The sequence below is a fragment of the Bradyrhizobium genosp. SA-4 str. CB756 genome (assembly GCF_000473125.1).
Taxonomy (GTDB): Bacteria; Pseudomonadota; Alphaproteobacteria; order Rhizobiales; family Xanthobacteraceae; genus Bradyrhizobium; species Bradyrhizobium arachidis.
In genome coordinates this window covers 4368291-4392155 of sequence record NZ_KI421499.1, presented here as the reverse complement: position 1 = coordinate 4392155, position 23865 = coordinate 4368291, and the positions used below count along the sequence as shown (strand labels likewise).

The following is a 23865-nucleotide window of genomic DNA, read 5'->3' as shown; positions in this document are numbered from 1 at the left end:
CAGGCAGACCACCATGGGAATTGTTCGTTTCGCGCTGCGGCTTCCGCACACATTCTATGTGCTTGCGGCCCTGATCCTGTTTCTCGGCGGCATCGCGATCCGGTCGATGCCAACCGATGTTTTCCCGGAGATCCCGATCCCGGTCGTCACGGTGATCTGGAGCTATACTGGGCTTTCGACCCCGGAGATGGAGCAGCGCGTCAGCACCTACAGCCAATATTCGATCAGTGCCAATGTCAGCGGGATCAAGAATATCGAGGCGCAGACCCTCAACGGTCTGTCGGTTCAGAGAATCTATTTCCAGCCGGACGTCAATCTCGATCTCGCGATCTCGCAGATCGTCTCCGCGACGAACGCCATCCGCGCCCTGATGCCACCCGGCATCCAGCCGCCGATCATCGTGCAGTTCAATGCCTCGAGCGTGCCGGTGCTCCAGCTCAGCCTCGAGTCGAACAGCCTGAACGAGCAGCAGCTCTACGATTTCGGCATCTACCGGGTCCGCCAGCAACTGGCGCCCGTGCCGGGTGTGACCTTGCCCACGCCGGCCGGCGGCAAATACCGCCAGATCATGGTCGACATCGATCCGAACAAGCTCTTGTCGCGGGGACTGACGCCGCTCGACATCGTCAACGCGGTGAACACCCAGAACCTGACGCTGCCGACCGGCACGACCAAGATCGGCGACACCCAGTACACCGTTCGCACCAACGCGACGCCGGCCACGATCCACGATCTCAACATGATTCCGGTCAAGTTCGCGAACGGCGCGACGATCTTCCTGAAGGACGTCGCCCAGGTCCGCGACGGCGCCCAGGTCCAGCAGAACATCGTCCGCGAGGACGGCCATCGCGCCGTCCTGCTCAGCGTCATCAAGAACGGAAATGCCTCCACGCTTGCCGTCGTCAATGGCGTGAAGGCGGCGCTGGCGTCGATCCGCGCGGCGGCTCCGGCGGGGATGAAGATCAACGAGCTATTCGACCAGTCGATATTCGTCACCCATTCGGTCAATGGTGTTCTGCGCGAAGGGGCGATTGCGGCGGGCCTCACGGCGCTGATGATCCTGGTGTTCCTGGGGTCGTGGCGATCGACGCTGGTCGTCCTGATCTCGATCCCGCTGGCGATGCTGTCCTCGCTGATCGTTCTGTATTTTCTCGGCGAGACCCTCAACACGATGACGCTCGGCGGGCTTGCCCTCGCGGTCGGCATCCTCGTCGACGATTCGACGGTGACGATCGAGAACACCCACCGGCTCTGGACCGAGGAAGGCATGCCGCTGCCGGATGCGACCCTGCACGGCGCTGCTGAAATCGCGGTGCCGACGCTGGTCTCGACGCTCGCGATCAGTTGCGTGTTCACCTCGGTCGTGTTTCTGGAAGGGCCGGCCAAATATCTATTCACGCCGCTGGGCCTCGCGGTCGTGTTCGCGATGCTGGCGTCATACGGACTGTCGCGGACGCTCACGCCGATCACGATCGGCCTGCTGCTGAAGGGCGAGCGGCGTCACGGCGAGGGCGATCGCCCGTCGAGTATCTTTGCGCGCGCCTCTGCCGCGTTCGAGCGCGGGTTCGAACGCCTGCGCAATGGCTATTCCAATCTCCTGCTGGCGCTGCTGCGGCATCGGGTCATCGTCCCCGTCGTCGCCGTAGCGGTGTTGGCACTCGGAGCGACCATGTTCGTCTATGTCGGGCGGGACTTTTATCCCCTGATCGACGGCGGCCAGATCCAGCTCCACGTTCGCGCGCCCGCTGGCACCCGCATCGAGCGGACGGAGGCCATTTTCCAGGCAGTCGAGGACAAGATCCGCGAAGTCATTCCGGACAAGGACCGGGCGCTGATCGTGGACAATATCGGCCTCCCGGCGCGCGCCTACAATCTCGCATTCACTGACGGATCGACGATCGGGGTGAACGACGGCACCATCCTCGTGTCGCTGAAGGACGGCCACAAGCCGACAGCGGACTACATCAAGAAGCTGCGGCAGGTGCTGCCATCGGCGTTTCCGGAGGACACCTTCTATTTCCAGGCCGCGGACATCGTGACGCAAATCCTGAATTTCGGCCTTCCGGCGCAGATCGATGTCCGCACCGTCGGTTACGGTAGCAACAACCTGGCGGTGGCCAAGGAGCTGCAGAAGAGTCTCGCGGCGATTCCCGGTGTCGTCGATGCGCATCTGCAGCAGGAGGTCGATGCTCCCGCGTTCTATGCCGACATCGACCGCACCCGCGCCGCGCAGCTTGGCCTCAATGCCAGCACGGTGGCGACCAATATCAATGTCAGCCTCAGTTCGTCCGCGCAGGTGTCACCTAATTTCTGGACGGATCCGACGTCGGGAATTCCATACTACCTGGCGGTGCAGACACCCGAATACAGGGCCAACTCGCTGAACGCCCTGGGCAACACGCCGGTGTCGGCCTCGCTTGCCGCAAGCGGGCAGACGGTGCCCGGCCTCCTCAGCAATGTCGCGACGTTCAAGCGCGGGACCGTTCCCACCAATTCGAACCAGGCCAACGTCCAGCCGGTGTATGATGTCTATGCGAGCGTGCAGGGGCGCGATCTCGGCAGCGTTGCGGCTGACATCGAGAAGGTGACGTCCACCCTGCAGAAGCAGTTGCAGCCGGGCAATTCGATCCAGGTTCTGGGGCAGATCCAGAGCATGCATCAGTCGTTCCGGGATCTCGGGATCGGACTGTTGTTCGCGGCCATCCTCGTCTATCTGCTGATGGTCGTGAACTACCAGAATTTCGGCGATCCCTTCGTCGTCATCCTGGCGCTGCCGGCGACGTTCTGCGGCATCGTGACGATGCTGTTCATCACCGGGACGACGTTGAACGTGCCATCGCTGATGGGAGCGATCATGGCGATCGGCGTTGCTTCCGCAAATTCCATCCTGCTCGTGACCTTCGCGCGGGACGAGCAGTTGAAGGGACACTCCGCGTTCCAGGCGGCGCTGAGCGCTGGCCGGACGAGGATCCGGCCCGTGCTGATGACCGCGGCGGCGATGATCGTGGGCATGATCCCGATGGCGATTGGTGGGCCGGGCGAAGAGCAGAATGCCGCACTTGCGCGGGCGGTCATCGGGGGATTGCTGTTTGCGACCCCGACCACCTTGCTGATCGTGCCCTATCTCTTTGCGATGCTGCGCAAAGGCAACGACGGCAAGCCTCGCCACGGCGTATTCGAGGAGCAACCGGAATGAGCGATGTTCGCGCAAGGACTAATGACGAGGAGGCGAAAGATCGCCCCGGGGCGGAAAGCCTGCGGATCGTGGAGCTGCCTGGCAAGGGCGAACGATCCGGACGCCGTTACGGCGGCGCGCTGCTTGGAGGCAGCGCACTCCTGCTGCTTGCGGGCGGTCTCGGCATTGGCGGCTGGCGGCATTATGAGGCCGCGCGTGACGTTGCCGCGATGGCCGAGCAGATTCGAACCAACGTTCCCGAGGTTCGGGTCGCGACGGTCCGGCCCAGCGGCGACCTCATGAAGGTCACCTTGCCGGCGACGACGACGGCGTTCGAGGCGGCCAATATCTTCGCGCGGACCAGCGGCTATATCGAGAAGCGCTATGTCGACATCGGCGACCGGGTCAAAAAGGGTGATCTCCTCGCGGAAATCACCGCGCCCGAGCTCGACCAGCAGATCGCGCAGGCGCAGGCGACGCTTGCCCAGGACCAGGCCGCACTTCAGCAGGCGCAGGCGAGCCGGGAGCTCGCCGATGTCACCAATTCGCGCGACAGCAATCTCGTCAAGCAAGGCTGGCTGACGGCACAACAGGGCGACAATGATCGTCTCACCCTGCGCGCGCAGCAGGGTGCGGTGGGTGTCGCCCAGTCGAACATCACGGCGCAGCAAGCGCAGATCCGTGTCCTGGAGCAGGAGAAGGCTTATCAGCGTGTGGTGGCGCCGTTCGACGGCGTCGTCACCCAGCGCAACGTGGACAATGGCAGCCTGGTGCAGGCCGGATCGACGTTCATGTTCACGCTGATGCATTCCAACGTGATCCGAACCCAGGTCTTCGTGCCGCAGGACGAGGCTTTCGGAGTTGGCCCGGGCGTCGATGCGGACATTCGCGTGCCCGAGATTCCGGGGCGGACGTTTGCAGGCAAGGTCACGCGGATCGCAACCGCGCTGCAGCCGGGAAGCCGGACACTGCTGACCGAGATCGACGTCCCCAATCCCGATGGTTTGCTTAGCCCGGGCATCTACTGCACGGTCGAGCTGTCGATTCCGCGCAGGACGCCGTCGATGACGATCCCATCCGACGCGCTCGTCTTCGACCAGAATGGTCTTCATGTCGTGGTCGTGCGGAACGGCACGGTTCATTTTCAACAGGTTTCGATCTCCAGGGATTTCGGCACCACGGTGGAAGTGCGCGACGGCGTGCAGCCCGGCGATCAGGTCGTGCTCAATCCTGCGGTCAATCTGGCGGAGGGCAGCAAAGTGAGCGTTCGCAAGACCGAAACGAGTTAGGGACAGGAAAGATGATGCGGATCGTGTTCGCGATGGCGATGGCTCTCCTGCTCGGCGGTTCTCCCGCTCAGGCACAGGTCGCAACGACCGGCACTACGGCAATGGATCTGCCGACGGTGCCGGGCGCGGTCGTGATCTCGCCGCTCAACAGTCCAGGGCCGTTTTCCGCGAGCACCGTGCCGGGCGATCCGGATACGACGCTGGCGCCCGTTCCGCTCGCCTCGGATCCTACGACGCCGGGGACGGTGGTCACGTGCGCGCCGTTGTCGACATCGCCGGCGCCGGTGCCGGCGACCCCGACTATATCGTCCACAGGACTTCCGACATCAGGCATCGCGGCCCCGATCCTGCCGGTCATAGGACAGAACAGCAGCTCCATTGGGACAATCTCCGCGACTGCGCCGGCGGGAACAGGTGCGACGGTGGCATGCAGCTCAACGCCGGGAGGGCAGGTGGCAAGCGCTTCGTCTCTGCCGCTTTCGATTCCGCAGGTGCCGGCTGGCCCCGCGCCCGGCACGATCGTGGCGGACACCAGCAGCGCCGGTGGCACGGGCATAGACCCGAATGCTGCTGTCGTGCCCAGCCCGAACAGCTCGGCTTGCATGGAAGGCGTCTCGATGAATCTGGCGTCGCCCGCGACGGTGTTGCCGGCCAACGCTTCAGGCGCGGCGCCGACACCCGGCGTGTCGCCGATCCTGCCGCCGGGATGCTGAGGCAAAGCCGCCGGACCTTCGTCTCATTGCGTCACCCTAGTGGCAGGTGCAAGACGCCGGCCTGTCGCCGTCGCATGTCGAAGGCGAGATGCCAGGTATCTCAGCCAGAGCGCGGGCGAAGGCGAGTGCGGGAAGATCGATTTCGTGATCGAACAGAGCGCTGAGCGGTCCGACAAGATCAAGTGCGGTCCCCTGACGGTTCGATCCCGCCATGATCCTTGCCCATGCCGCCGCAACCTTCAGCTCGTAGAAGCGGCATTGCTGCTCTCTGGCGACGGATAGTCCCTCGGCGAACAGCAGTTCCGATCGGGACAGATCGGATGGGTCATTGGCCAGGAGAACCTCACCCTTGATCCGCAACAGGTCCGCAAGGCACCACAATTGCCGGCCTTGCCGCGACATGGACAAGGCCTCTTCCACCGCGGCCAAGGCCTGCGCAGGCGTGCCGCTCGCGAGCAGGCCTTCGGCGAGCGATCCGAGAAACTCGGGGTTGCGCATCAACCATCCGTTCTCGGTGCGCGCTTTCAGACCATTGCGCAGCAGCGCTATTCCGTCGTCATGCTTGCCCTGCAGAACCAGCAATTGTCCTTTCAGGCAGGACGTCCAGCTGGTCCAGAAAGCTATTCCCTCGCGCGTGACGAGCTCGAGGAGGGAGGATATCGCCTGATCGGCAGCAGCGAGGTCATGCGTCATCAGTGCGATCGGGCAGACGGCATTCCGAAGCGCGTAGGCGATCGAAAGCTTGTCCTTCTCGCGCTCGGCGTCCTGGAGGCACTCGGCGGCAAGGGATCTGCTCTGGGCGATCTTTCCCTGCAACAGTAGCACCCGGGCGAGCATGGCCTTGGCCAGAACGCTCTGGTTCAGCAGAAACCACATCTGGTTTGCGCCGCCGTCCAATCCGTGAGCCGCATGGTCCAGCGACAGGGTCAGCTCGCGCCGTGCATCCTCCTGCGCGCCGAAGAAATGCGTGGCGGCGCCGATCAGGCGGCGGCCGACCGTCTCGTTGGCAGGATTTCCAGTGCGCAGTGCGATCTCGAGGTAGCGTTCGCCGACCTCCTTGGCCGCGGCATATTGGCCCGAATTGAGATTGTAGCTCCACAACGTCCAGACCGCCTTGAGCTGAAGCTCGAGGTCGGACAATTCCTCGGCGAGCCCAAGGCCGATGCTCAGCGCCGCCTTCATGCGATCTGCCGATCCCGTCGTGTTCAGAAGTGCGAATCCGAGGGCGACATAGAGCTGCGCCTTGAGCTTCGGAACGCAGGCGAACTCGGGACTGAAATTCGCAAGGGCGCGCTCGATCCGTGTCGAGCATTCCACGAAGGACAGCAATTGCATCCATACCGGGACGAAGCCGGCGGTCAGCTCGATGCCGAGCGCGGCATCCCCATCGGGCGAGAACGCCCAATCGAGCGCCGCATGCACGTTTCCGATTTCCTGGGCAAAACGGGAGATGTCGTCGGGAGCGGGAGAGGTGTCGCCGAGTGGCGCGATGATCTGCCTGAGAAAGGCTGCATGCCGTCGGGCAGCCTGCTCGACGAGGCCGGCGTCCGCCAGCTTCTCCAGTGCATAGGCACGAGTGCTCTCCAGCAAACGCCATCGACCCTCGAAGGAGGGGTCCAGCGACACAAGCGATTTCCCAACCAGATTGAACAGGGTCTCGATGACGTCCGAGCGCGACAACGAGCCGTCCATCATCGCGATGGCCGCATCGAGCGTGAATCCGGCCGGAAACACGGCGAGCCTGCAAAGCAGGTTCTGCTCTGCCGGCGACAACAGGTCATAGCTCCAGTCCAATGTCGCGCGCAGGGTCTGGTGTCGCGGCAATTGGTCGCGGCGGCCGCCGTTCAGGAGCTCGAAGCGCTTGTCCAGCCGGAGCAACACGGTGTCCACGCCGAGATTAGCGGCCCGGGCTGCGGCAAACTCCAATGCGAGCGGAATGCCGTCAAGCCGACGACAGATGGCGGCTATTTTCTGAAGCTCCTGCGCACTCGCAACGAAGCTGGCACGTAGCGCCCGCATTCGCGTGACGAACAGCTCCACGGCGCTTTCCTGGAGCAGCAGATCTGCATCGTGCAGCTCGGGATCGGGGACCGACAGCGGTGGAACGGCCGCAACATATTCGCCGTCGATGCGGAGACCTTCGCGGCTGGTTGCAAGCACGGTGACGTTTGGACAATAACGAAGCACGGCACTCGCGATCTGCGCGGCGGTTTCGATCACATGCTCGCAATTGTCCAGGACGAGAAGCAGCCGGCGCGTCCCGATGGCCTGCGCTATGCTTGTGGCCGAAACGTCCTTGTCATTCGAGGCCAGCTTGAGTGCGCGGGCGGTCGCCGATGCGACAAGGGACGCATCCTGTAGGGTCGCGAGCTCGACCAGAGTCACAGAATCGTGGAAAGAGGCCGCGACGCTGCGCGCGAGCTCGATTGCCAACTTGGTCTTTCCGATGCCGCCGGGGCCGACGAGGGTCACGGCCCGATACGCGGACAACAATTCGGCCAATTGGCTCAGAGAGCCCTCACGACCGATCAGAGGCGCGCGGATGCTAGGCAAGTTGTTGGAAAAGGTCGCGTCGGCCGGCACCGTGACAGGTGCGGCTGCAGGGTGATCCAAAGGCCCGCTTCGCCAAGCTCCCGCGAGCGTATAACCGCGTCCCGAAACCGTCTTGAGGAGATTGCGATCCTCGCCGAGCGCCTTGCGAACCGCCGAAATATGAACCTGAAGCGAGTTGTCTTCGACGGTCAGGCCCGACCAGATGCTCCCGATCAAATCGTCCTTGGTGACCAGGAGACCGGCTGAGCCGACCAGCTTCTCGAGAATTTCGAATGCGCGGCTTCCGATCGGTACCGTGACGTCGTTGTATCGCAGCTCTCTTCGCTGACAATCGATCAGCCAACGTCCGAAGGAGTAGATGCGATCAACCGGCGAAGACATAAGGGGTCCGTGCATCAACTTCACCGCTGTGATCCGGGAGGTCACGAGCCCGCCCTTGAGATCACCGACCCTTGGTAAGAATTTGAAAGCGTGAATGCGCTTAAAGCGTCGTACAGGGGAGGTCGCCGGCGTGTCAAGAAGGCCCGCTCAGTCGCCGGCACCTCGTTCATCGTCGATGCTCGCACCCGATGCGCGCGCGTTCGATACACGAATTCGTGACCGCGGCGCGGCGTGTATCACGATGAGAGTGGATCGGAAGAACCCCGATACTATCAATGGAACATCATTTACGCACATCGCTCGGAATTGTTCGTGCAAGACCTCCGGAGCACGAATACTTCGAGAGAACGCACGCTTCGCAAGAACGGCGGCTCGATCGAGAGCCGCCGTCTTTCCTTGACCGAATTTGCTCCGGTCTGCGAGCTCAGTAGCCCGACGTGGGCTCGCACGGCGGCCGGCGCCAGGGGGCGCTTGCGTACGCGCCGACGTCGGGAGCACGGACGCAGCCGCGCTTGGAGGAAACCGGGACGCGCTGAGCCGACGCATAGGCGTCGGCATTGGTACGCTTCGCGTTACCTTCGCGAGCCATCGCGGGGGAGGCAATCATGGCTGCGACCACGAATCCGGCTGACAAGAGCTTCAGTGTAGTCATCGAACATCTCCTTGAGAAAGCGATGCCGGGAACGCCTCGGCCCGCTCACGGGACATGTGCATGCGTTTGTCGGACCCGCAGTGTTGATCGAACGAACATTTTCGTCTTTGCACGAAATCGTCGCGATGGTTGGCACGACGCGATCAAGCACGTTGTTTCGTCATCGATGCCAGTCGCGGCTGTGAAAGTGACCCGCGCCGAATACGGGCGCGGCACCGCCCGGCCGCTCGAGGCCCATTCGCCCGGCGGGCGTCAGCGCGCCACCGTTCAGCACGTCGCGATCGGGATACATTGATGAAAAGGCGGCCGGCTCCTGATCGGCGAAGGACCAGGACGCGGACGCGGACGAAATTGTTGCTGTTGAGATCAGCGCGGCGGCGATCAGGATCTTGAATGTACTCATAGCGAATCTCCATTGCTTGTCGTGTGCAGGGAGACGCTTGGCGATGATCGCTGCTCGGCTGGTGGCGTTTCCGAAGATTGTTTTGATGAGAGTCATGTAGGTCGTCGGTGCGGAAAGTCCCGGCGAATCGGCATCACTCTTGCGGGATGAGTCTGTCAGCGTTGTCAGAATTCTCGCGCGATTGTGCGTGGCCAAATGCTCCCGCTATCCGTTTCTGGGAGGCGGATCGTTTGAACATCTGGAGTGTGAGCAATGAGATCATTTGCTGCAATTTGTATCCTTGCCAGCGTTGCACTGTCGGGCGCCGCGTTCGCTCGCGGCGGCATGGGATCGCATATGTCGATGGAGAGCGGCGGTGCGCTCGGTACGAGTGCCGCCACGCCCGGAACGAACTCCCTGGGCACCGCACTTCCCTCGTCGGAGACTGGCGGTCACGCGATGAAGGGGCCGATGCTCGGCACAGACCCGACCATCGACAAGGATGACGCCCGGCTCGAAAAAATGCTGGAAGGATCAATCTGCCGCGGCTGCTGAACAGCGCGCATTGCAGGACAGGGGCCGGCGGCTACGCCGCACGGCGACCTCTGTCTTTCGAAAGGGTTGGTGGTAAGCTGGATAGAAAATGATGCAACCGCTTGGGGCTGTCCAAATCATGGCTGAGCCAGGCCAGCGTCCCGTCTATATTTGCGCGGAATGGGAAATCGATCTTGCCAGACGCGAATTGCGCTCGGCCGGAGAACTCATTCCTTTGGGGGGGCGCGCCTTTGAGATTCTTGCGGAATTGGTTCAGGCACAGGGCCAGCTCGTCACCAAGAACGATCTGACAGAGCGCGTCTGGCGGGGCGTCTTTGTCGAGGAGAGTGCACTTCGTGTGCATATCGCCGCGATCCGAAAGGCCCTCGGTGCTGACCGCGACATGCTGTCAACCACTGTTGGCCGCGGGTATCGTTTGCTCGGCGCGTGGCGGATCCGGCATTTGGATATGCCGCTACATTCTGCCGCAACCGGGCTGCCGCCATCGATCAACATCCCCAGCCCATCATTCGATCTGATCGGCCGGACCGCCGCGATCGCGCATTTGTGGCGGCTGCTGTCGGCCTACCGTGTGGTGAGCCTGGTCGGCCCCGGTGGAATCGGAAAGACGGCACTGGCGCTGGAGGCCGCCAGAACGCCGCCGCCCGGTTTCGCGGCTGACCGACTACTGGTCGAACTGGCTTCGCTGTCGGACCCCAGGCTTGTCTGTTCGGCCGTCGCCGGCGTGCTTGGCACCAAGCTCGAGGGCGAGGAGATTTCGCCGGATGCGATCGCGCGTGCGATCGGCTCTCGGCCCTTGTTTCTCATCCTCGACAATTGCGAACATGTCATCGACGCCGTGGCGCAGGTGGCCGAGCTGGTTGTCAGCCGTTGTTCGGGGACGATCATCCTCGCGACGAGCCGGGAGGCGCTGCGCATCGAGGGCGAGTATGTCTATCGCGTGCCTCCTTTGGGCGTGCCGCCTGAAGCATGGCAAGAGCCCGCTGGCGCATCCGCGTACAGCGCGGTGGAATTATTTACGAGCAGAGCGAAGGCGCTGGGCTCGAGCTTTGCACCTGACGAGAAGAACATCGGCGCCATCGCCGCGATCTGCCGGCGGCTTGATGGCATTCCGCTTGCGATCGAGTTTGCGGCGGCGCGTGCAGTCATGCTCAGCCCGCCGAAGATCGCGGCGCTCCTCGATGACAGGTTCAAATTTCTGACCACCGGCCGGCGCACGGCATTGCCGAGGCAGCAAACCCTTCGTGCAACGCTCGACTGGAGCTATGACCTCTTGCCGGAAGACGAGGCGTGGCTGCTCCGGCAGCTCGGCATATTCGCCGGCGAATTCCAGCTCGACGCAGTCATCGCCGTCGCCGGCGAGGGCATCGGCGACGTGACCGGACAGCTCGCCAGGCTGGTGGCAAAGTCGCTCGTTCTCGCGGATATTCGCGGTGACAGCCCACACTATCGCCTGCTGGATACTACGCGCGCCTATGCCTTGGAGAAGCTGCGCGCCGCCGGAGAATATCCCGGCGCAGCGGGCCGCCAGGCGAACTACTATTCCGGAGTCTTTGCCGGCGCCGAAGCCGACAGCGAAGTGAGGCCGCAGGCGGAGTGGCTCACCATCTATGGCCGACACACCGACAACGTGCGAACGAGCCTCGATTGGGCCTTCTCGCCCGACGGAGACTCGCAGGTCGGGGCGGCTCTGACGGCCGCCGCGGTTCCGCTATGGGTACAATTGTCGCTCCTTGCTGAATGTCGCGAACGGACCGAACTTGCCCTCGCGCGGCTCGATCCGGCGGCCGCGGACTCGCCGCGGCTTCGGATGCAACTGTCGGCCGCACGCGGTTGGTCGCTGATGTATGGTGTAGGCAGGGCGAGGGAGGCCGGCCCGGCCTGGGCCGCAACCCTTCAGCTTGCCGAGCAGCTCGGTGACAGGGATTACCGACTGCGCGCGCTTTGGGGACTCTGCATCGATCAGTTCAACAACGGCGAATTCCGCAGGGCGCTCGAATTTGCGCATCGTTTCGCGGATCTCGTTGCCGATTCCGGCAATCCCGTCGACCGGATGATGGCTGATCGGCTTCTTGCGACCACGCTGCACTTTCTCGGCGATCAGCGGCTGGCGTATCACCACATCGGACGAACTCTGTCGCGCCTTGGGGACCTCGCGGCAAGGCCCCAGGTCATTCGTTTCCGCTTCGACCTGCGGGTCTCGTCGCGCTACTTTCAGGCGCGGATCCTGTGGTTGCTCGGCCTTGCGGACCAGGCCTTGAGCGTCGTCGAGCACAACGTGGAGGAAGGCCGGACCAGTGGTCACGCCCTCACTTTTTGCAGCGTCCTCGGGCAGGGGGCCTGCCCGATCACGTTCCTGGCGGGTGATCTCGATGCGGCTGAACGCTATTGCACGATGCTGCTCGAGCATACCGAGCGGCATCCGATCCGCCTATGGAACGTATGGGCGCGCGCCTTCAGGGGCCTGCTGATCGCGCGCCGGGGTGACCTTGCGACCGGGTTGCCGCTGCTACGCAAAGCGCTCGAACTCGCGGGCGAGGCGCGCTTCCTGCCGCGCTTTCTGCTTCCTCTCGGCGAGCTTGCGGCATGTCTCGGAGGGGCCGGCGAGGTGTTGCAAGGGCTTGCGGTCGCCGACGAGACGCTCGCGCGTTGCGAGGCGAGGGACGAGGGGTGGTATGTCGCCGAGCTCTGGCGCATCAAGGGCGAATTGCTCCTGCTCCCCGGCGAGCATCGCTCGACGATCGCCGCAGGGCAGGCCTTCGACAGGGCGTTCGAGGTGGCACGGAGCCAGGGCGCCTTGTTCTGGGAGCTGAGGATTGCGATCAGTGTGGCACGATTGCGGATGAGCGAAGGACATGCGGTCGAGGCGCGCCATGTTCTCGCCGCAGCCTACGGCAAGTTCACCGAAGGTTTCGAGACGGCGGACCTGCGCGACGCGCGCGCCATGATAACCAAGGTCGGATCGTAGGCGGCGGATGCCCCGGGGAACGGCATCCGATTTCATCAATCGGGTGCCTGTGCGGCCTCCATAAGCGCCGCATCCCCGTGCTCTGGAACGTTCCGCAATTTCGCCCGTGACGCCGCCTGTGCCGCGCGCCGACGTCTCATTGCCAGCGCAGCATGGATCGGCGGTTCGCACGCGTCGTTCGAGACGGCCCCTCTCTATCGCGATTGCACGGCGGAGGCGGTCATTTGGCCGCAAACGAGCACGCAGGGCTCAGCTCGGCAAGCAAGCCCCTTGCCGTCACGAGGCTACGCGTGTGGAAGCCCTCGGTAAATCGCCGATAGACGGGCGCAAGCATGTCGTGCGCCTCCTGGTCGCGACGGTGTCCTTGCCACAGCCTTGCAAGCGCGATCGCCGCGCGAAGCTCATAGCCCGGTGCCTCCTGATCGCGGGCGAGGTCGAGCGCCTGCACGAGGCTCAGCTCCGCTTGCGCAAGATCCGGATCGCCCAGCTGCATCAGCACTTCGGCTCTTGTGCGCAACATGTCCGGCATGTCCATCATGAAGTTGCGGTGGCGGGCCTGGGCAATCGCCTGGTCGATGGTGTCGAGCGCTTGCTCACTCTGACCTGCCGCGGCTAGGCCCTCGGCAAGGGGCATGCGAAGCCCCACCACCGCACCGAAGCTCTTGCTCTGCAGCTGCTCTATCGCGCCTCTCAGCATGGCGAGCCCGGTACCGGTCTCGTTCCGCGCCAGCAGCGTAATTCCCTTCATGGCCTCGCCGACCATCTGGAGGATGGCGAGGTTGTACCTTCGAGCCTCCGCGATGAACCTGTCGACATGGTCTTCGCAATCCTCCAAGTCGCCATTCCAGAAGAAGACGCCGAATGCCCATGGCAGGGCGCGGCAGAACATGATCGGGTGATTTGCTGCGATGACGTCCGAGATGGCTCGGCGCACCACTTGCGCCGCCTGATCGGGATAGCCCTGCAGCCAAAGGACGCGGGCAAGGCTGATCTGAGCGCGTTTGGGATACTCCAGCGTGAGGCGGCCATGGTACTGCTCCTCCAAGCCCGGCTGCAGCAGCGCCGCTTCGAGGTATGAGCGGGAGGCGCCAAACTTGCCCAGATACTGGCAGGAGACGCCGAGCAACAGGCGCATGCGCGCCACCGCAATGGAATCGTTGCTGGCGAGAGCAATCGCTTCGCCGCGCTGGGCGGTGCCCAATGCGTCATCGTATTTGCCGGCGAATAATTGCAGCAGGTGCAACTGGTCGATCAAACGGATTTGCCCAGCTATGTCGCCGAACTCCTCTGTCAGCTTGAGTGCCCGGTTGAGGTGATTTGCAGCGAGCTCGTCCAGCTGCCCTGTGAGCACGCGGGCGGCCCCCAGCGCCGTATGAAGTGCGAGACCGTGCCTGATGCTTCCATTCGTCTGGTCGAACGCATCGATCGCGCGGGTCACCCAGAGTTCGCACTCCGCCAGAAGCGACAGCTTGAAGAACAGCGGTATCGATGCTGCAGCGAGGGCTACGCCGACCCTGCGGTCGCCCTGATCCGAGAAGCACCACGTCAATGCGGCACGTATGTTGCCGAATTCCTCGACCGCCACCGTAAGGTCCCGGTCCGATTTGTCGCCGATTTTCTCGAGGAGACCGAGAAAATAGCATGCGTGACGTCGCGCGATCGCGCCGGCGTCTCCGCCGGCGGCAAGTTTCTCTTGCGCGTATGCCCGGGTCGAGTCGGCAAGGCGGTAGCGGGGCGGTTGCGAGCCGGTATTCAGTGCAAGCATCGACTTGGCAACGAGGCTGTCGATGATGGCCAGGATCGTATCGTCGTCTTCCGTGACGGCGGCAACCGACCGCGCGGCGTCCAGCGTCGTGCTGCCGACGAAAACCGAGAGCCGGCCGAGAACCGCACGTTCCGGTTCGGATAGAAGATTGTAGCTCCATTCGATGGTGGCGCGCAGAGTCCGGTGCCGGGGCAGTGCGGTGCGTCGCCCCTCCCACAGCAAATTGAGGTGCTGGTCGAGGAGTTGCGCCATCGCTCTCGCGCCATATGTGCTTGCATGACCGGCGGTGAGCTCGATGGCAAGCGGAATGCCGTCGAGTCGACGGCAGAGGTTGCCGACATCGGAGGCGTTTGTATCCGTCAGCGCGAACTCGCCGCCTCCCGCGGTCGCACGCTCCACGAAGAGTTTCACGGAAGGATAGGCGAGGGCGTTCGCGGCCGTCAGAACGGCCCTCTCCGGCGGGCTCGGCAGCGGGGGGAGACGGTATGTGAACTCGCCCTCGACGCGCAGCAACTCCCGGCTCGTTGCCAGGATGTGCAGGTCCGGTGCGGCCTGGTAGAGCCGTTCGGCCAGCGCCGCGGCGGCTTCGATGACATGCTCGCAGCAATCCAGAATGAGCAGCATGCGCCTGTCGCGCAGGAATGTCGCGAGGCTGTAGGTGGGGTCATTCGATCGCGCATGCAGCCCGAATGAAGATGCGACGATCGCGGGCACCAGAGCGGCGTCCTCCGTCTCGCCGAGGCCGACAAAGTGGACATGACCGTTGAATTCGGCGAGCAGCGCATGGCTCGCGGAAACGACGATCGTGGTCTTGCCGATGCCGCCCGGGCCGACGACCGTGACGAAGCGCTGGGCCCTCAGCTTTTCCGAGATGTCCCTGATTGCTTGCTCGCGTCCTACCATCTGTCTGGGATGCGCTGGCAGGTTGTGGACGTAAGCGGGACTCGCTGGTGCAGACGGCCTCTGATCCGGGCGTGAGACTGCCGCGACGAAGCAGTAACCCTGTCCGGAGACGGTGCTCAAATATCTGACGCCGCCGTTGCCGTCTCCGAGCGCCTTGCGCAGTGCGGCGATATGGACGCGCAAGCTGTTTTCCTCGACATCGGCACCCGGCCACGTCTTGGCTATCAGATCCGCCTTGCTGACGACGTTGCCGGCCTGTCGCACCAGCGCGAGCAGGATGTCGAATGCCCGGCCGGACAGTTGGAGCGCGCTTCCGTCTCTTTCAATCCGCCGCTGTGAAGGGTCGAGCCGAAACGGCCCGAAGAGGAAGATCTCTCGGACGGACTCGTCTTCGGAGTGGCAAGCTGCGGCGGTCATGTCGTTGCTTTGCCAGCGAGGGGCCATTCGAGATATCAACCCAGCGCACGGATCGTTACGTTCTATGACTTGGAAGCACACCAAGACGCGTGAACGTAGTGGCGCTTCAAAAGTACCATCCGGCCATATCAGGGTAAAGGATTGGGCCGTATCACTTTCGTCCGGGGCTCCGAGGAGCCGCGTGCCCTTGAGGCTCCGCACTGCTCGCTCATTCGTGCGCGGATATCCCTGATTTGTGAGGTAGCCCTCCTATCCGAGGGATGCGGGCTTGAGGATGTCTTCCAGTCCGATCCGCCGGAGCAGTTCCGCACGAACGCTCTCGGCGACGGCGTCGACGGCTGCGGCTCCGTCGTCGTCGGGGCCGACATGGACGCGCAGCGGTCGCTGACCAAACGGCATATCGACAATATCGGCGATGGCGGCGGCAACGTCCTGCGGCGTTTGATCTTTCGCCGGAAGTTCCGCAAGGCCCGATAGCGCGATTTCGCTCACGTCGGCCGTCGGTCCATCCGCGTATTCTTCGGCCCGCATGGTGTCCAGCGGCCTGCCGGAACGGATGTAGTGACCGGGCCCGAGTGCGCTCGGAACGACGATCGTCGTCTCAATGCCCCAACGCGCGAGCTCGCCGGCATAGCCGAGCGCCAGCGCATCCAGGGCAGCCTTTGACGAAGCATAGGCCCCCAGGAATGGAACAGAGCCGCCCCGTGCGCTGCTCGACGAGACCCATATCAGCAGGCCCTGGCCCTGCTTGCGCAACTGTGGCAATGCGGCCCGATTGAGCCGTTGCGCACCCAGCACGTTGGTGTCGTAGAGCTCGGCGAGCTGTTCCGGCGTAAAGGCCTCCGCCGGTCCGTAGACGACCTGCCGGGCATTGTGCACGATCACGTCGAGGCGGCTGTTCTCGGCGACGATGGCATCGATGGCCGAGTTCACGGAAGCTTCAGAAGCAACGTCGAGCGCAATGGTTCGGATATCCATGCCCTGTTGGCTGGCCTCCTCGCTGCCGTGCTCTACGCGGCGATCCGTGTCCCGCATGGAAACGTAGACGGTGTGGCCAGCCTGTGCCAGCTTCTTGCAGGTGTTTCGTCCGATGCTGTTTGAAGCTCCCGTGATGACGATCACTTTGCTCATTCGGTTCCCAATCGCATTCCAGCTTCCGCGAGGGCGTCAGCGCGACACGTTCATCATCCCCGATCAACCGCTGTCCTTGCGCGAAGAGCATCTGACATAGGCGCCGGCACAAGTCGGGTCTTTCGAGCCCGGTGGGTGATTTTCAATTCGCACGAATTATTTCGAGAAGGCCCGAAGGGGGCTGCGGACGCGCCTCGTTGCGGACCGGACCAGCCCCGGGCGTGCCTTCTCGAAAATGGCGGCGGATTTCAGAAGATCGCGGCTGTGGCCGCCGGCTACAAGAAACCCGCGCCGTTTCAGGACGGTCGTGTGGCCGGTGGTGGACCGGTTCGCGCGTTGCAAGGAGAAATGATGAATTCGTCAAGTAACCTGCCGCGTTCGGGGCTCGGCTCGCTCGTGTTGATTGCGGCCGTCCTCGGAGGCGGCGCTGCCGCGTTCGCCTACACGGCAGGTTGGTTTTCGCCGGGGCGCCTGACGCCGGAGCGGATGATCGCGGCGCTGACGCCTCCAGGTGGCGCGCCGCTCGGACACCGGCGAAATCATGCCAAGGGAATCTGCTTCACTGGCGTTTTCGAGGCGAACGGAAACGGCTCCGAACTGTCCCGCGCCAGGGTGTTCGAGCGAGGCAGCTATCCGGCGCTGGGCCGCTTCAATCTCGGCACCGCTGACCCGAATGCCGTGGACGCGACCGTGCGTGTGCGCGGCATGGGATTGCGGATCGCAGCGCCGGACGGCGAAGAGTGGCGCATGGCGTTGATCAATCCGCCATTCTTTGCGGTGTCCACGCCGCAGGCGTTTCACGACCTGCTGATTGCATCCGGCAAGAAGGATCCGGAGGCAATGAAAACGTTCATTGGGGCAAATCCGGAATTCGCGACCTTCGCGTCCTGGGCCAAGACGGCACCGTGGACCGCCAGCTATGCGGAGGAGCCCTACCACGGGCTCAACAGCTTCATCTTCACGGATGCGAACGGTGCCGAGCACGCGGTCCGATGGTCGTTGCTGCCGGCAACGGCGGTCGTTCCGATATCGCAATCCGAGCTGGAAAAGCGCGGCCCGGATTTTCTCGAGCGGGAGATAACGGAGCGAGTCCGGGTTGCCGGACCGCAACGCTGGACCATGGTCACGACTGTCGCTGATCCCGGCGATCCGACTGCGGATCCAAGCAAGGCCTGGCCCGCGGACCGCCGCACAGTGCAGGTCGGAACGCTCGTCGTGCAGCGGATCGAACCGGAGCGGGATGGGCCCTGCCGCGACATCAACTTCGATCCGACCGTGCTGCCGCGCGGAATCCGGGTGTCGGACGATCCATTCCCGGCCGCTCGCTCGTCGGTCTACCGCAAGTCCTACGATTTGCGCGCGGCCGAAGCCGGCGACTATCCGCGAACCGAGGCGGCCAAGCCATGAACAACGCGCCCCGGCGTTTCGCGCCCATCCAGCGGATCCTGCACTGGCTGATGGCCGCTTGCATCATCGCCATGTTGTTCATCGGCGTCGGCATGGTGTCCAGCGTGGCGCCGACATATCTGCCGCTTATCCTGATCCATAAGACACTCGGTTTCACGCTCCTGGTCCTCGTCGTGATCAGGCTGGCACTCCGGCTCCATTATGGCGCACCGCCATTGCCGGCGGATCTTCCGCCGGCGATGAGGTTGGGAGCGAGATTGTCGCACCTGGCCCTCTATGGCTTCATGATCGTCATGCCGTTGCTGGGTCTCGGCATGCTTTGGGCTGCGGCCTATCCGGTCGTCCTGTATGGCGGAATTCAAATTCCGGCGTTGCTGCCGCAGAGTGACCGCGCACACACGCTTCTCTGGGGCGCTCACTACTATCTGGCTTTCGCGTTCTTTGCGCTCGTGCTGTTGCATATGGCAGCAGCGCTGTTCCACGCGTTGATCCGCCGCGACGGCGTGTTCGGAACGATCGCGCTCGTTCCATGGCGCAACAGGACGACACCGGCCGATTGAGCGCATCGTGCGCCGGCAAAACGCGCGGTTAAAGCTTTTCAACCCCAACAAGGATGACGACAATGACCAAGGCAGACCTCCAAAGCCCGACGGACCTCGGGGCCAATGCGAACCGGGATGTTCCAGCTGCGCTGAGGGCGCTGCTGGCTGACGTTTTCGCGCTTTACCTGAAGACCAAGAACTTCCACTGGCACGTATCGGGCCGGCACTTCCGCGACTATCACCTCCTGCTCGACGAGCAGGCTGAGCAGATCTTTGCCATGACCGACGCCATTGCCGAGCGGGCACGCAAGATCGGCGGAACGACACTCCGGTCGATCGGCCAGATCTCGCGCGAGCAGCGCATTCTCGACAACGACGCCGACTATGTCGATCCGCAGGATATGCTGGCTGAACTGCGCAGCGACAACCAGCAGCTGACGCGGGAGATGCGCCGGGTCCACGAGCTCTGCGACGAGTACGGCGATGTCGCGACCGCCAGTCTCCTAGAAAATTGGATCGATGAGACCGAGCGTCGGATCTGGTTCCTTTACGAGACCGGCCGAAGCGGCCCGGAATCCTAGGCACTGGCATGTCACGCGGCCGGAATGCGAGCCCGGCCGATTGCTGCGACGACACGGAGGCGAGGGCGGCCCTCGCCTCCGTCTGTTGTTTGCTGATCGTCATTGATCGATCAAGCTGCGCGCGCGTCCGTATCGTGCGGACAAAACAATATCGCGGCATCCTCGAAAGATGACTCCGAGCAGATATCTGTAGGGTTGAGCGCATCCATACGTACAAGGGTCAAGCCATGACGGATCTGTCGAACTCGAAGGCGTCGCTCGGAAGGGCCATTCACGCGATCACCGGAAAATGGGGCTGGTTCGTTGCGCTGGGGATCGGTGAGCTGATCCTTGGCGGCATTGCCTCGGCCAATCTGATGGCGGCGAGTCTTGCCTCCGTGCTCGCGATCGGTGCGACCATGGCAGTCGCCGGGGTCTTCCAGATCGTGCATGCATTCTCGGCGCACGGCCTCCGGGGCTTCCTGTTCTGGCTGCTCGCCGGGATCGTCTATGGCGCTGCCGGCGCCGTTATCCTTTACGATCCGCTACTTGCTTCGTTCACACTGTCGATCGTGGTGTGCGCCTTCCTGGTCGTCGCCGGGGCGACGCGGATCTGGGCTGGTTTCCATATGCGGCCGGCCGCGGGCTGGCGCTGGATCGTGGCTGCCGGCGTCGTGACATTCTGCGTCGGCGTTTTTCTGCTCTCGGCCTGGCCCGCCATCGGCCTGTGGCTGCTCGGTGCGATGCTGGTCGTTGATCTGATTTTCCAGGGATGGGGCTTCATTGCGTTCGGGCTGGCGCTCAGAAGCCGCGCGTCCCGGCATTCGACCGAGCCGGCGACTGTGTGAGCCATGACGACGGGTTCGACATTCACCCGGCACCGGGAGATCGCCTGGCGCGGCGGCCGCACGATCTCGACGTCGCGACTGGTTGCCGAAGAGAGCGCCATCGCGCTCACCTACAATGGCTCGACCCATGCAGTGATGATGGGAACGCCGGCCGATCTGGAGGATTTCGGTGTCGGCTTCAGCCTCACCGAAGCCATCGTCGACCGCGCGAACGAGATCAGGAGCATCGAGCTGATCTCGAATGAGCTCGGCATGGAAGTGCGGATGTGGCTCGACGGTGATCGCGCCGCATCCCTGGCCGCGCGCCGCCGTACCATCAGCGGACCGGTCGGGTGCGGGCTGTGCGGCATCGAAAGCCTCGAACAGGCGCGTCGCACGCCCTCGCGGGTTGAGGGGCGCGGCATTGCCTTCCACGCCGGGGACCTGCTGAACGCCATGCAGGCGCTGTCTCCTCTGCAGACGTTGAATCAACAGACGAGGTCCGTTCATGCGGCGGCCTTCTGGCACCCCCGCAGCGGCATCACGCTGGTCAGGGAGGATGTTGGCCGGCACAACGCGCTCGACAAGCTCGCTGGTGCAATCGTCCGCGACGGTAGCTCGGCCAGCGGCGGCGCCGTTCTCTTGACGAGCCGCGTTTCGGTTGAGATGGTGCAGAAAGCGGCAATGATCGGCGCGCCGGTCGTCGTGGCCGTCTCCGCGCCGACCGCGCTCGCCATCCAGACTGCGAATGAGGCGGGAATCACACTTCTCGCCGTCGCCCGCGACGACGGATACGGCGTATTCACGCATCCGCGCCGCGTCCTGCTGCCTGAAGAGGCCGCGCTGCGCGCCGGCTGTTGACCTCCGATATGACGATGCAGGCCGCATCAACCGAACCGCTGGCCGAGACGCGCGTCGAGGTCTTCGCTCCGGAACGATCGCTGCTGGTCGCATCCCTGCTCAGCATGTCGGGTGGTTTTCTCGACGCCTTTACGTGGCTGTCGCTTGGCGTGTTCGCGAGCTCGCAGACCGGAAATGTCGTCTTCCTCGGGATCCATGCTGAGTTAGGGCAATGGCACCGGGCGCTTCACCATACCCTTCCGCTTGCGGCCTTCGTCCTCGGCGCGGTCGTGGCGGTCCGCTCCCGGGCGCCGCTACGCTGTCTCGCCGGAGAGATCGTCTGCCTGACAGCGGCAATGCTGTTGCTTCATCGCGCTCCCGATCAGATCGTGATCCTCGTCATCTCCTTTGGCGTCGCACTGCAGTCGGCGAGCTTCAGACGGGTCGGGGATTTGAACTTTCTCTCGGTCGCGGTGACCGGAAACATGCTTCGCGCCATCGATCAGAGCTTTGGAGCGTCCGATCGCGATGCTGCGCGCGGCACCGCAACCATGCTCGCGCTTTGCCTGATGTTCTTGATGGGCGCCGTCGTCGGGGGGTGCGTGACGAGGTGGCTCGGAGCATGGAGCCTCGCTCTGCCGATCGCATTGTCGGCATGCGTTCTCTGGCTGTGCCGGCATCCGAGCCATCGGCACTGAAGCTGCGTCAACGCTTCGAACCTTGCGTATTCGCAATGCGCCTGTCCGTCGCAGGTCGAGGCGCCCGCCATGCCATTCGGAAAAAGGACGTTCGTTCGCGGAAGCGCGCGCGCGGTGCGGTTCGTACACTTCGATCAGTGCCGCACAAGTGCGTCCGACATGAACTGCCACGAGAGGCAAGAATGAGCGACTTCCGCAAAGAGACAGACAGCCTGGGCGAGGTGAACGTTCCCACGGACAAGCTCTGGGGCGCGCAGACGCAACGTTCACTCGAGCATTTCAGCATCGGCAGGGACCTGATGCCGCGCGAGATGATCCAGGCCTATGCGATCCTGAAGAAGGCGGCTGCGAACGCCAATTACGCCGGCGGCCGTCTCGGCGGCAAGATCCACAAGCTGATCGTCCACGTCTGTGACGAGATTCTCGCGGGGCAGCATCACGATATGTTCCCCCTTCACGTCTGGATGACGGGGAGCGGAACGCAATTCAACATGAACGTGAACGAGGTGATTTCGAACCGGTGCTGCCAGCTCGCTGGCACCGCTCTCGGCAGCAAGATGCCGGTCCATCCGAACGATCATGTCAACATGTCGCAATCGTCGAACGACAGCTTCCCCTCGGCCATGTATGTCGCGGCCGCGCTGAACGTGACGGAACGCCTCATTCCTGCGGTCGCGGCCTTGCATGACGCGATCGCGGCGAAGTCGAGCCAGTGGGACGACATTGTCAAGATCGGTCGAACCCACATGCAGGATGCCACCCCGCTGACGCTCGGGCAGGAGTGGTCCGGCTACGCCGTCATGCTCGCCGACAATCTGGCCCGCATCAACGACGCGCTCAAGGGCGTTTACCGGCTCGCGCTGGGCGGCACGGCCGTCGGCACCGGCATCAACGCAGCACCGGGTTTTGCAGAAGCAGTCGCCGCCGAGATCGCGCGGTTGACCGGCTTGCCCTTCGTCAGCGCACCGAACAAATTCGCCGTGCAAGGCGCGCACGACGCGCTGGTGCAACTCTCGGGTACACTGCGTACGCTTGCCGGCTCGCTCTACAAGATCGCAAACGACATCCGCCTTTTGTCCTGTGGTCCGCGCGCGGGCTTTGCCGAGCTGCACATTCCCGAGAACGAGCCGGGCTCATCGATCATGCCGGGCAAGGTCAATCCGACCCAGGCGGAAGCGTTGACGATGATCGCGGTGCAGGTGATGGCGAACGACGTTGCCGTCGGGTTCGGGGGCGCCGGCGGCTACCTGGAGATGAACGTCTACAAGCCTCTGATCATCCACAACATCGCCCAGTCCGTCACCATCCTCACCGACGGCTGCACTAATTTCCGTACCTTCCTCGTCGAGGGTACCGAGCCGAACCGCAGGAAGATCCAGGAGTATGTCGAGAGGTCGCTGATGTTGGTGACGGCGCTGGCGCCGGTGATCGGCTACGACAAGGCGTCGCGCATCGCGCACTACGCGATGGACAACGATCTCACGTTGAAATCGGCGGCGCTGAAGCTCGGCTTTGTGACCGAGCCCGAGTTCGACCGCATCGTGGATCCCGCCAAGATGGTCAAGCCTTACGTTGCTGAGGTCAAGGTGCCGCTCGCAATCGGTGCGGAGGCCGGTTGAGGGAGCAAGGCTGCGATCGGGCCCGTACAGCACCGCGCATCAAAGCAACGACAAGCAAGGAGAGATACCATGATCCGCTGTGTGCGCCTGTGGACGGGAGAGGACAACAACTCGCATTTCGAGGAAGGGTACCTTGAGCTCGAACCGGGCCAGCGTGGCGACTTTCTGACCGGCAAGATCGATGCCCTCAGTGTTTCCTTCCAGGAGACGGAATCGGGTGGCGCTTTCGCCTGGCACACCGCGCCGGTCCGCCAGCTCGTGCTCACGCTGAGCGGAACACTCGATTTCCAGACGCGTGACGGTCACCACTTCCTGATTCACCCCGGCAACGTCTTGCTGGCCGAGGACACCGCGGGTTCAGGCCACAGCTGGAAACTGACCGACGATTCCTCCTGGCGGCGTGCCTACGTGATCCTGCGGCCCGGAGCAGAGGTGCCGTTCCGCGCCAAAGCGCGGCAATCCGTGCGGGCTTGATCGAGCCATCCGAA

At 63.5% G+C, this 23865-nt stretch carries 17 protein-coding genes and 1 pseudogene; 12 read left to right on the top strand and 6 right to left on the bottom strand.

What is annotated here, in order from left to right:
• The first annotated feature begins 13 nt into the window (after positions 1-13).
• The gene (locus BRAGE_RS0121570; protein ID WP_027559098.1) at positions 14-3196 is read left to right on the top strand and encodes an efflux RND transporter permease subunit; all 3183 of its coding nucleotides are present in this window, start codon (positions 14-16) and stop codon (positions 3194-3196) included.
• Complete coding sequence (locus BRAGE_RS0121565; protein ID WP_027559099.1) at positions 3193-4464, top strand: efflux RND transporter periplasmic adaptor subunit; 1272 nt, start codon at positions 3193-3195, stop codon at positions 4462-4464. Before BRAGE_RS0121570 ends, BRAGE_RS0121565 begins: the two co-directional genes overlap by 4 nt.
• A gap of 67 nt (positions 4465-4531) precedes the next feature.
• On the opposite strand, the gene BRAGE_RS0121560 is transcribed toward BRAGE_RS0121565, so the two are convergent.
• The 4 genes and pseudogenes from BRAGE_RS0121560 to BRAGE_RS0121550 form a co-directional block, all read right to left on the bottom strand.
• Positions 4532-5182, bottom strand: coding sequence for a hypothetical protein (locus BRAGE_RS0121560; protein WP_063617171.1), 651 nt, complete (start codon positions 5180-5182; stop codon positions 4532-4534).
• 1921 nt (positions 5183-7103) lie between these two features.
• A pseudogene (locus BRAGE_RS57915) lies at positions 7104-8111 on the bottom strand (ATP-binding protein); the annotation flags it as partial.
• A 424-nt stretch (positions 8112-8535) separates the two neighbouring features.
• Positions 8536-8763 carry a hypothetical protein gene (locus BRAGE_RS55950; RefSeq protein ID WP_084334274.1) on the bottom strand — a complete coding sequence of 76 codons (228 nt, stop codon included), beginning with the start codon at positions 8761-8763 and terminating at the stop codon, positions 8536-8538.
• A 160-nt stretch (positions 8764-8923) separates the two neighbouring features.
• Positions 8924-9262: a hypothetical protein gene (locus tag BRAGE_RS0121550; RefSeq protein WP_231164322.1), complete on the bottom strand. Its 339-nt coding sequence runs from the start codon at positions 9260-9262 to the stop codon at positions 8924-8926.
• Positions 9263-9418: 156 nt separating this feature from the next.
• Between BRAGE_RS0121550 and BRAGE_RS0121545 the strand changes: the two genes are divergently transcribed.
• Entirely contained in the window at positions 9419-9700 is a 282-nt protein-coding gene (locus BRAGE_RS0121545) for a hypothetical protein (protein ID WP_027559103.1), read from the top strand.
• Between the two features lie 88 nt (positions 9701-9788).
• Entirely contained in the window at positions 9789-12668 is a 2880-nt protein-coding gene (locus BRAGE_RS0121540) for an ATP-binding protein (RefSeq protein WP_027559104.1), read from the top strand.
• A gap of 220 nt (positions 12669-12888) precedes the next feature.
• On the opposite strand, the gene BRAGE_RS0121535 is transcribed toward BRAGE_RS0121540, so the two are convergent.
• Together BRAGE_RS0121535 and BRAGE_RS0121530 are read right to left on the bottom strand one after the other, a co-directional pair.
• Positions 12889-15753, bottom strand: coding sequence for an ATP-binding protein (locus tag BRAGE_RS0121535; RefSeq protein WP_063617172.1), 2865 nt, complete (start codon positions 15751-15753; stop codon positions 12889-12891).
• A 249-nt stretch (positions 15754-16002) separates the two neighbouring features.
• Positions 16003-16884: an SDR family oxidoreductase gene (locus BRAGE_RS0121530; RefSeq protein ID WP_027559106.1), complete on the bottom strand. Its 882-nt coding sequence runs from the start codon at positions 16882-16884 to the stop codon at positions 16003-16005.
• Between the two features lie 351 nt (positions 16885-17235).
• Here BRAGE_RS0121530 and BRAGE_RS0121525 point away from each other — a divergent pair, with 351 nt between their 5' ends.
• The 8 genes from BRAGE_RS0121525 to BRAGE_RS0121490 all read left to right on the top strand — a co-directional run bounded on the left by BRAGE_RS0121525 (position 17236) and on the right by BRAGE_RS0121490 (position 23851).
• Complete coding sequence (locus tag BRAGE_RS0121525) at positions 17236-18291, top strand: catalase family peroxidase (RefSeq protein ID WP_027559107.1); 1056 nt, start codon at positions 17236-17238, stop codon at positions 18289-18291.
• On the top strand, positions 18288-18851 hold the full coding sequence (locus BRAGE_RS0121520) for a cytochrome b (RefSeq protein WP_027559108.1): 564 nt from the start codon (positions 18288-18290) through the stop codon (positions 18849-18851). The genes BRAGE_RS0121525 and BRAGE_RS0121520 overlap by 4 nt, the downstream gene beginning before the upstream one ends.
• Before the next feature lie 62 nt (positions 18852-18913).
• The gene (locus BRAGE_RS0121515; RefSeq protein WP_027559109.1) at positions 18914-19414 is read left to right on the top strand and encodes a Dps family protein; all 501 of its coding nucleotides are present in this window, start codon (positions 18914-18916) and stop codon (positions 19412-19414) included.
• A 227-nt stretch (positions 19415-19641) separates the two neighbouring features.
• Positions 19642-20241: an HdeD family acid-resistance protein gene (locus tag BRAGE_RS0121510; protein WP_027559110.1), complete on the top strand. Its 600-nt coding sequence runs from the start codon at positions 19642-19644 to the stop codon at positions 20239-20241.
• A 3-nt stretch (positions 20242-20244) separates the two neighbouring features.
• Positions 20245-21081 carry a formate dehydrogenase accessory sulfurtransferase FdhD gene (gene fdhD, locus BRAGE_RS0121505; protein ID WP_027559111.1) on the top strand — a complete coding sequence of 279 codons (837 nt, stop codon included), beginning with the start codon at positions 20245-20247 and terminating at the stop codon, positions 21079-21081.
• 14 nt (positions 21082-21095) lie between these two features.
• Positions 21096-21758, top strand: coding sequence for a YoaK family protein (locus tag BRAGE_RS0121500; RefSeq protein ID WP_231164324.1), 663 nt, complete (start codon positions 21096-21098; stop codon positions 21756-21758).
• 182 nt (positions 21759-21940) lie between these two features.
• Positions 21941-23377, top strand: coding sequence for a class II fumarate hydratase (fumC, locus tag BRAGE_RS0121495; protein ID WP_027559113.1), 1437 nt, complete (start codon positions 21941-21943; stop codon positions 23375-23377).
• A 69-nt stretch (positions 23378-23446) separates the two neighbouring features.
• Entirely contained in the window at positions 23447-23851 is a 405-nt protein-coding gene (locus tag BRAGE_RS0121490; protein WP_027559114.1) for a hypothetical protein, read from the top strand.
• Positions 23852-23865 lie beyond the last annotated feature (14 nt).

Excerpts from the sequence above, each read along its gene's own strand:
- BRAGE_RS0121570 (WP_027559098.1), top strand. The coding sequence starts at position 14 with ATGGGAATTGTTCGTTTCGCGCTGCGGCTTCCGCACACATTCTATGTG.
- BRAGE_RS0121565 (WP_027559099.1), top strand. The coding sequence starts at position 3,193 with ATGAGCGATGTTCGCGCAAGGACTAATGACGAGGAGGCGAAAGATCGC.
- BRAGE_RS55950 (WP_084334274.1), bottom strand. The coding sequence starts at position 8,763 with ATGACTACACTGAAGCTCTTGTCAGCCGGATTCGTGGTCGCAGCCATG.
- BRAGE_RS0121550 (WP_231164322.1), bottom strand. The coding sequence starts at position 9,262 with ATGACTCTCATCAAAACAATCTTCGGAAACGCCACCAGCCGAGCAGCG.
- BRAGE_RS0121545 (WP_027559103.1), top strand. The coding sequence starts at position 9,419 with ATGAGATCATTTGCTGCAATTTGTATCCTTGCCAGCGTTGCACTGTCG.
- BRAGE_RS0121540 (WP_027559104.1), top strand. The coding sequence starts at position 9,789 with ATGATGCAACCGCTTGGGGCTGTCCAAATCATGGCTGAGCCAGGCCAG.
- BRAGE_RS0121535 (WP_063617172.1), bottom strand. The coding sequence starts at position 15,753 with ATGACCGCCGCAGCTTGCCACTCCGAAGACGAGTCCGTCCGAGAGATC.
- BRAGE_RS0121530 (WP_027559106.1), bottom strand. The coding sequence starts at position 16,884 with ATGAGCAAAGTGATCGTCATCACGGGAGCTTCAAACAGCATCGGACGA.
- BRAGE_RS0121525 (WP_027559107.1), top strand. The coding sequence starts at position 17,236 with ATGAATTCGTCAAGTAACCTGCCGCGTTCGGGGCTCGGCTCGCTCGTG.
- BRAGE_RS0121520 (WP_027559108.1), top strand. The coding sequence starts at position 18,288 with ATGAACAACGCGCCCCGGCGTTTCGCGCCCATCCAGCGGATCCTGCAC.
- BRAGE_RS0121515 (WP_027559109.1), top strand. The coding sequence starts at position 18,914 with ATGACCAAGGCAGACCTCCAAAGCCCGACGGACCTCGGGGCCAATGCG.
- BRAGE_RS0121510 (WP_027559110.1), top strand. The coding sequence starts at position 19,642 with ATGACGGATCTGTCGAACTCGAAGGCGTCGCTCGGAAGGGCCATTCAC.
- fdhD (WP_027559111.1), top strand. The coding sequence starts at position 20,245 with ATGACGACGGGTTCGACATTCACCCGGCACCGGGAGATCGCCTGGCGC.
- BRAGE_RS0121500 (WP_231164324.1), top strand. The coding sequence starts at position 21,096 with ATGCAGGCCGCATCAACCGAACCGCTGGCCGAGACGCGCGTCGAGGTC.
- fumC (WP_027559113.1), top strand. The coding sequence starts at position 21,941 with ATGAGCGACTTCCGCAAAGAGACAGACAGCCTGGGCGAGGTGAACGTT.
- BRAGE_RS0121490 (WP_027559114.1), top strand. The coding sequence starts at position 23,447 with ATGATCCGCTGTGTGCGCCTGTGGACGGGAGAGGACAACAACTCGCAT.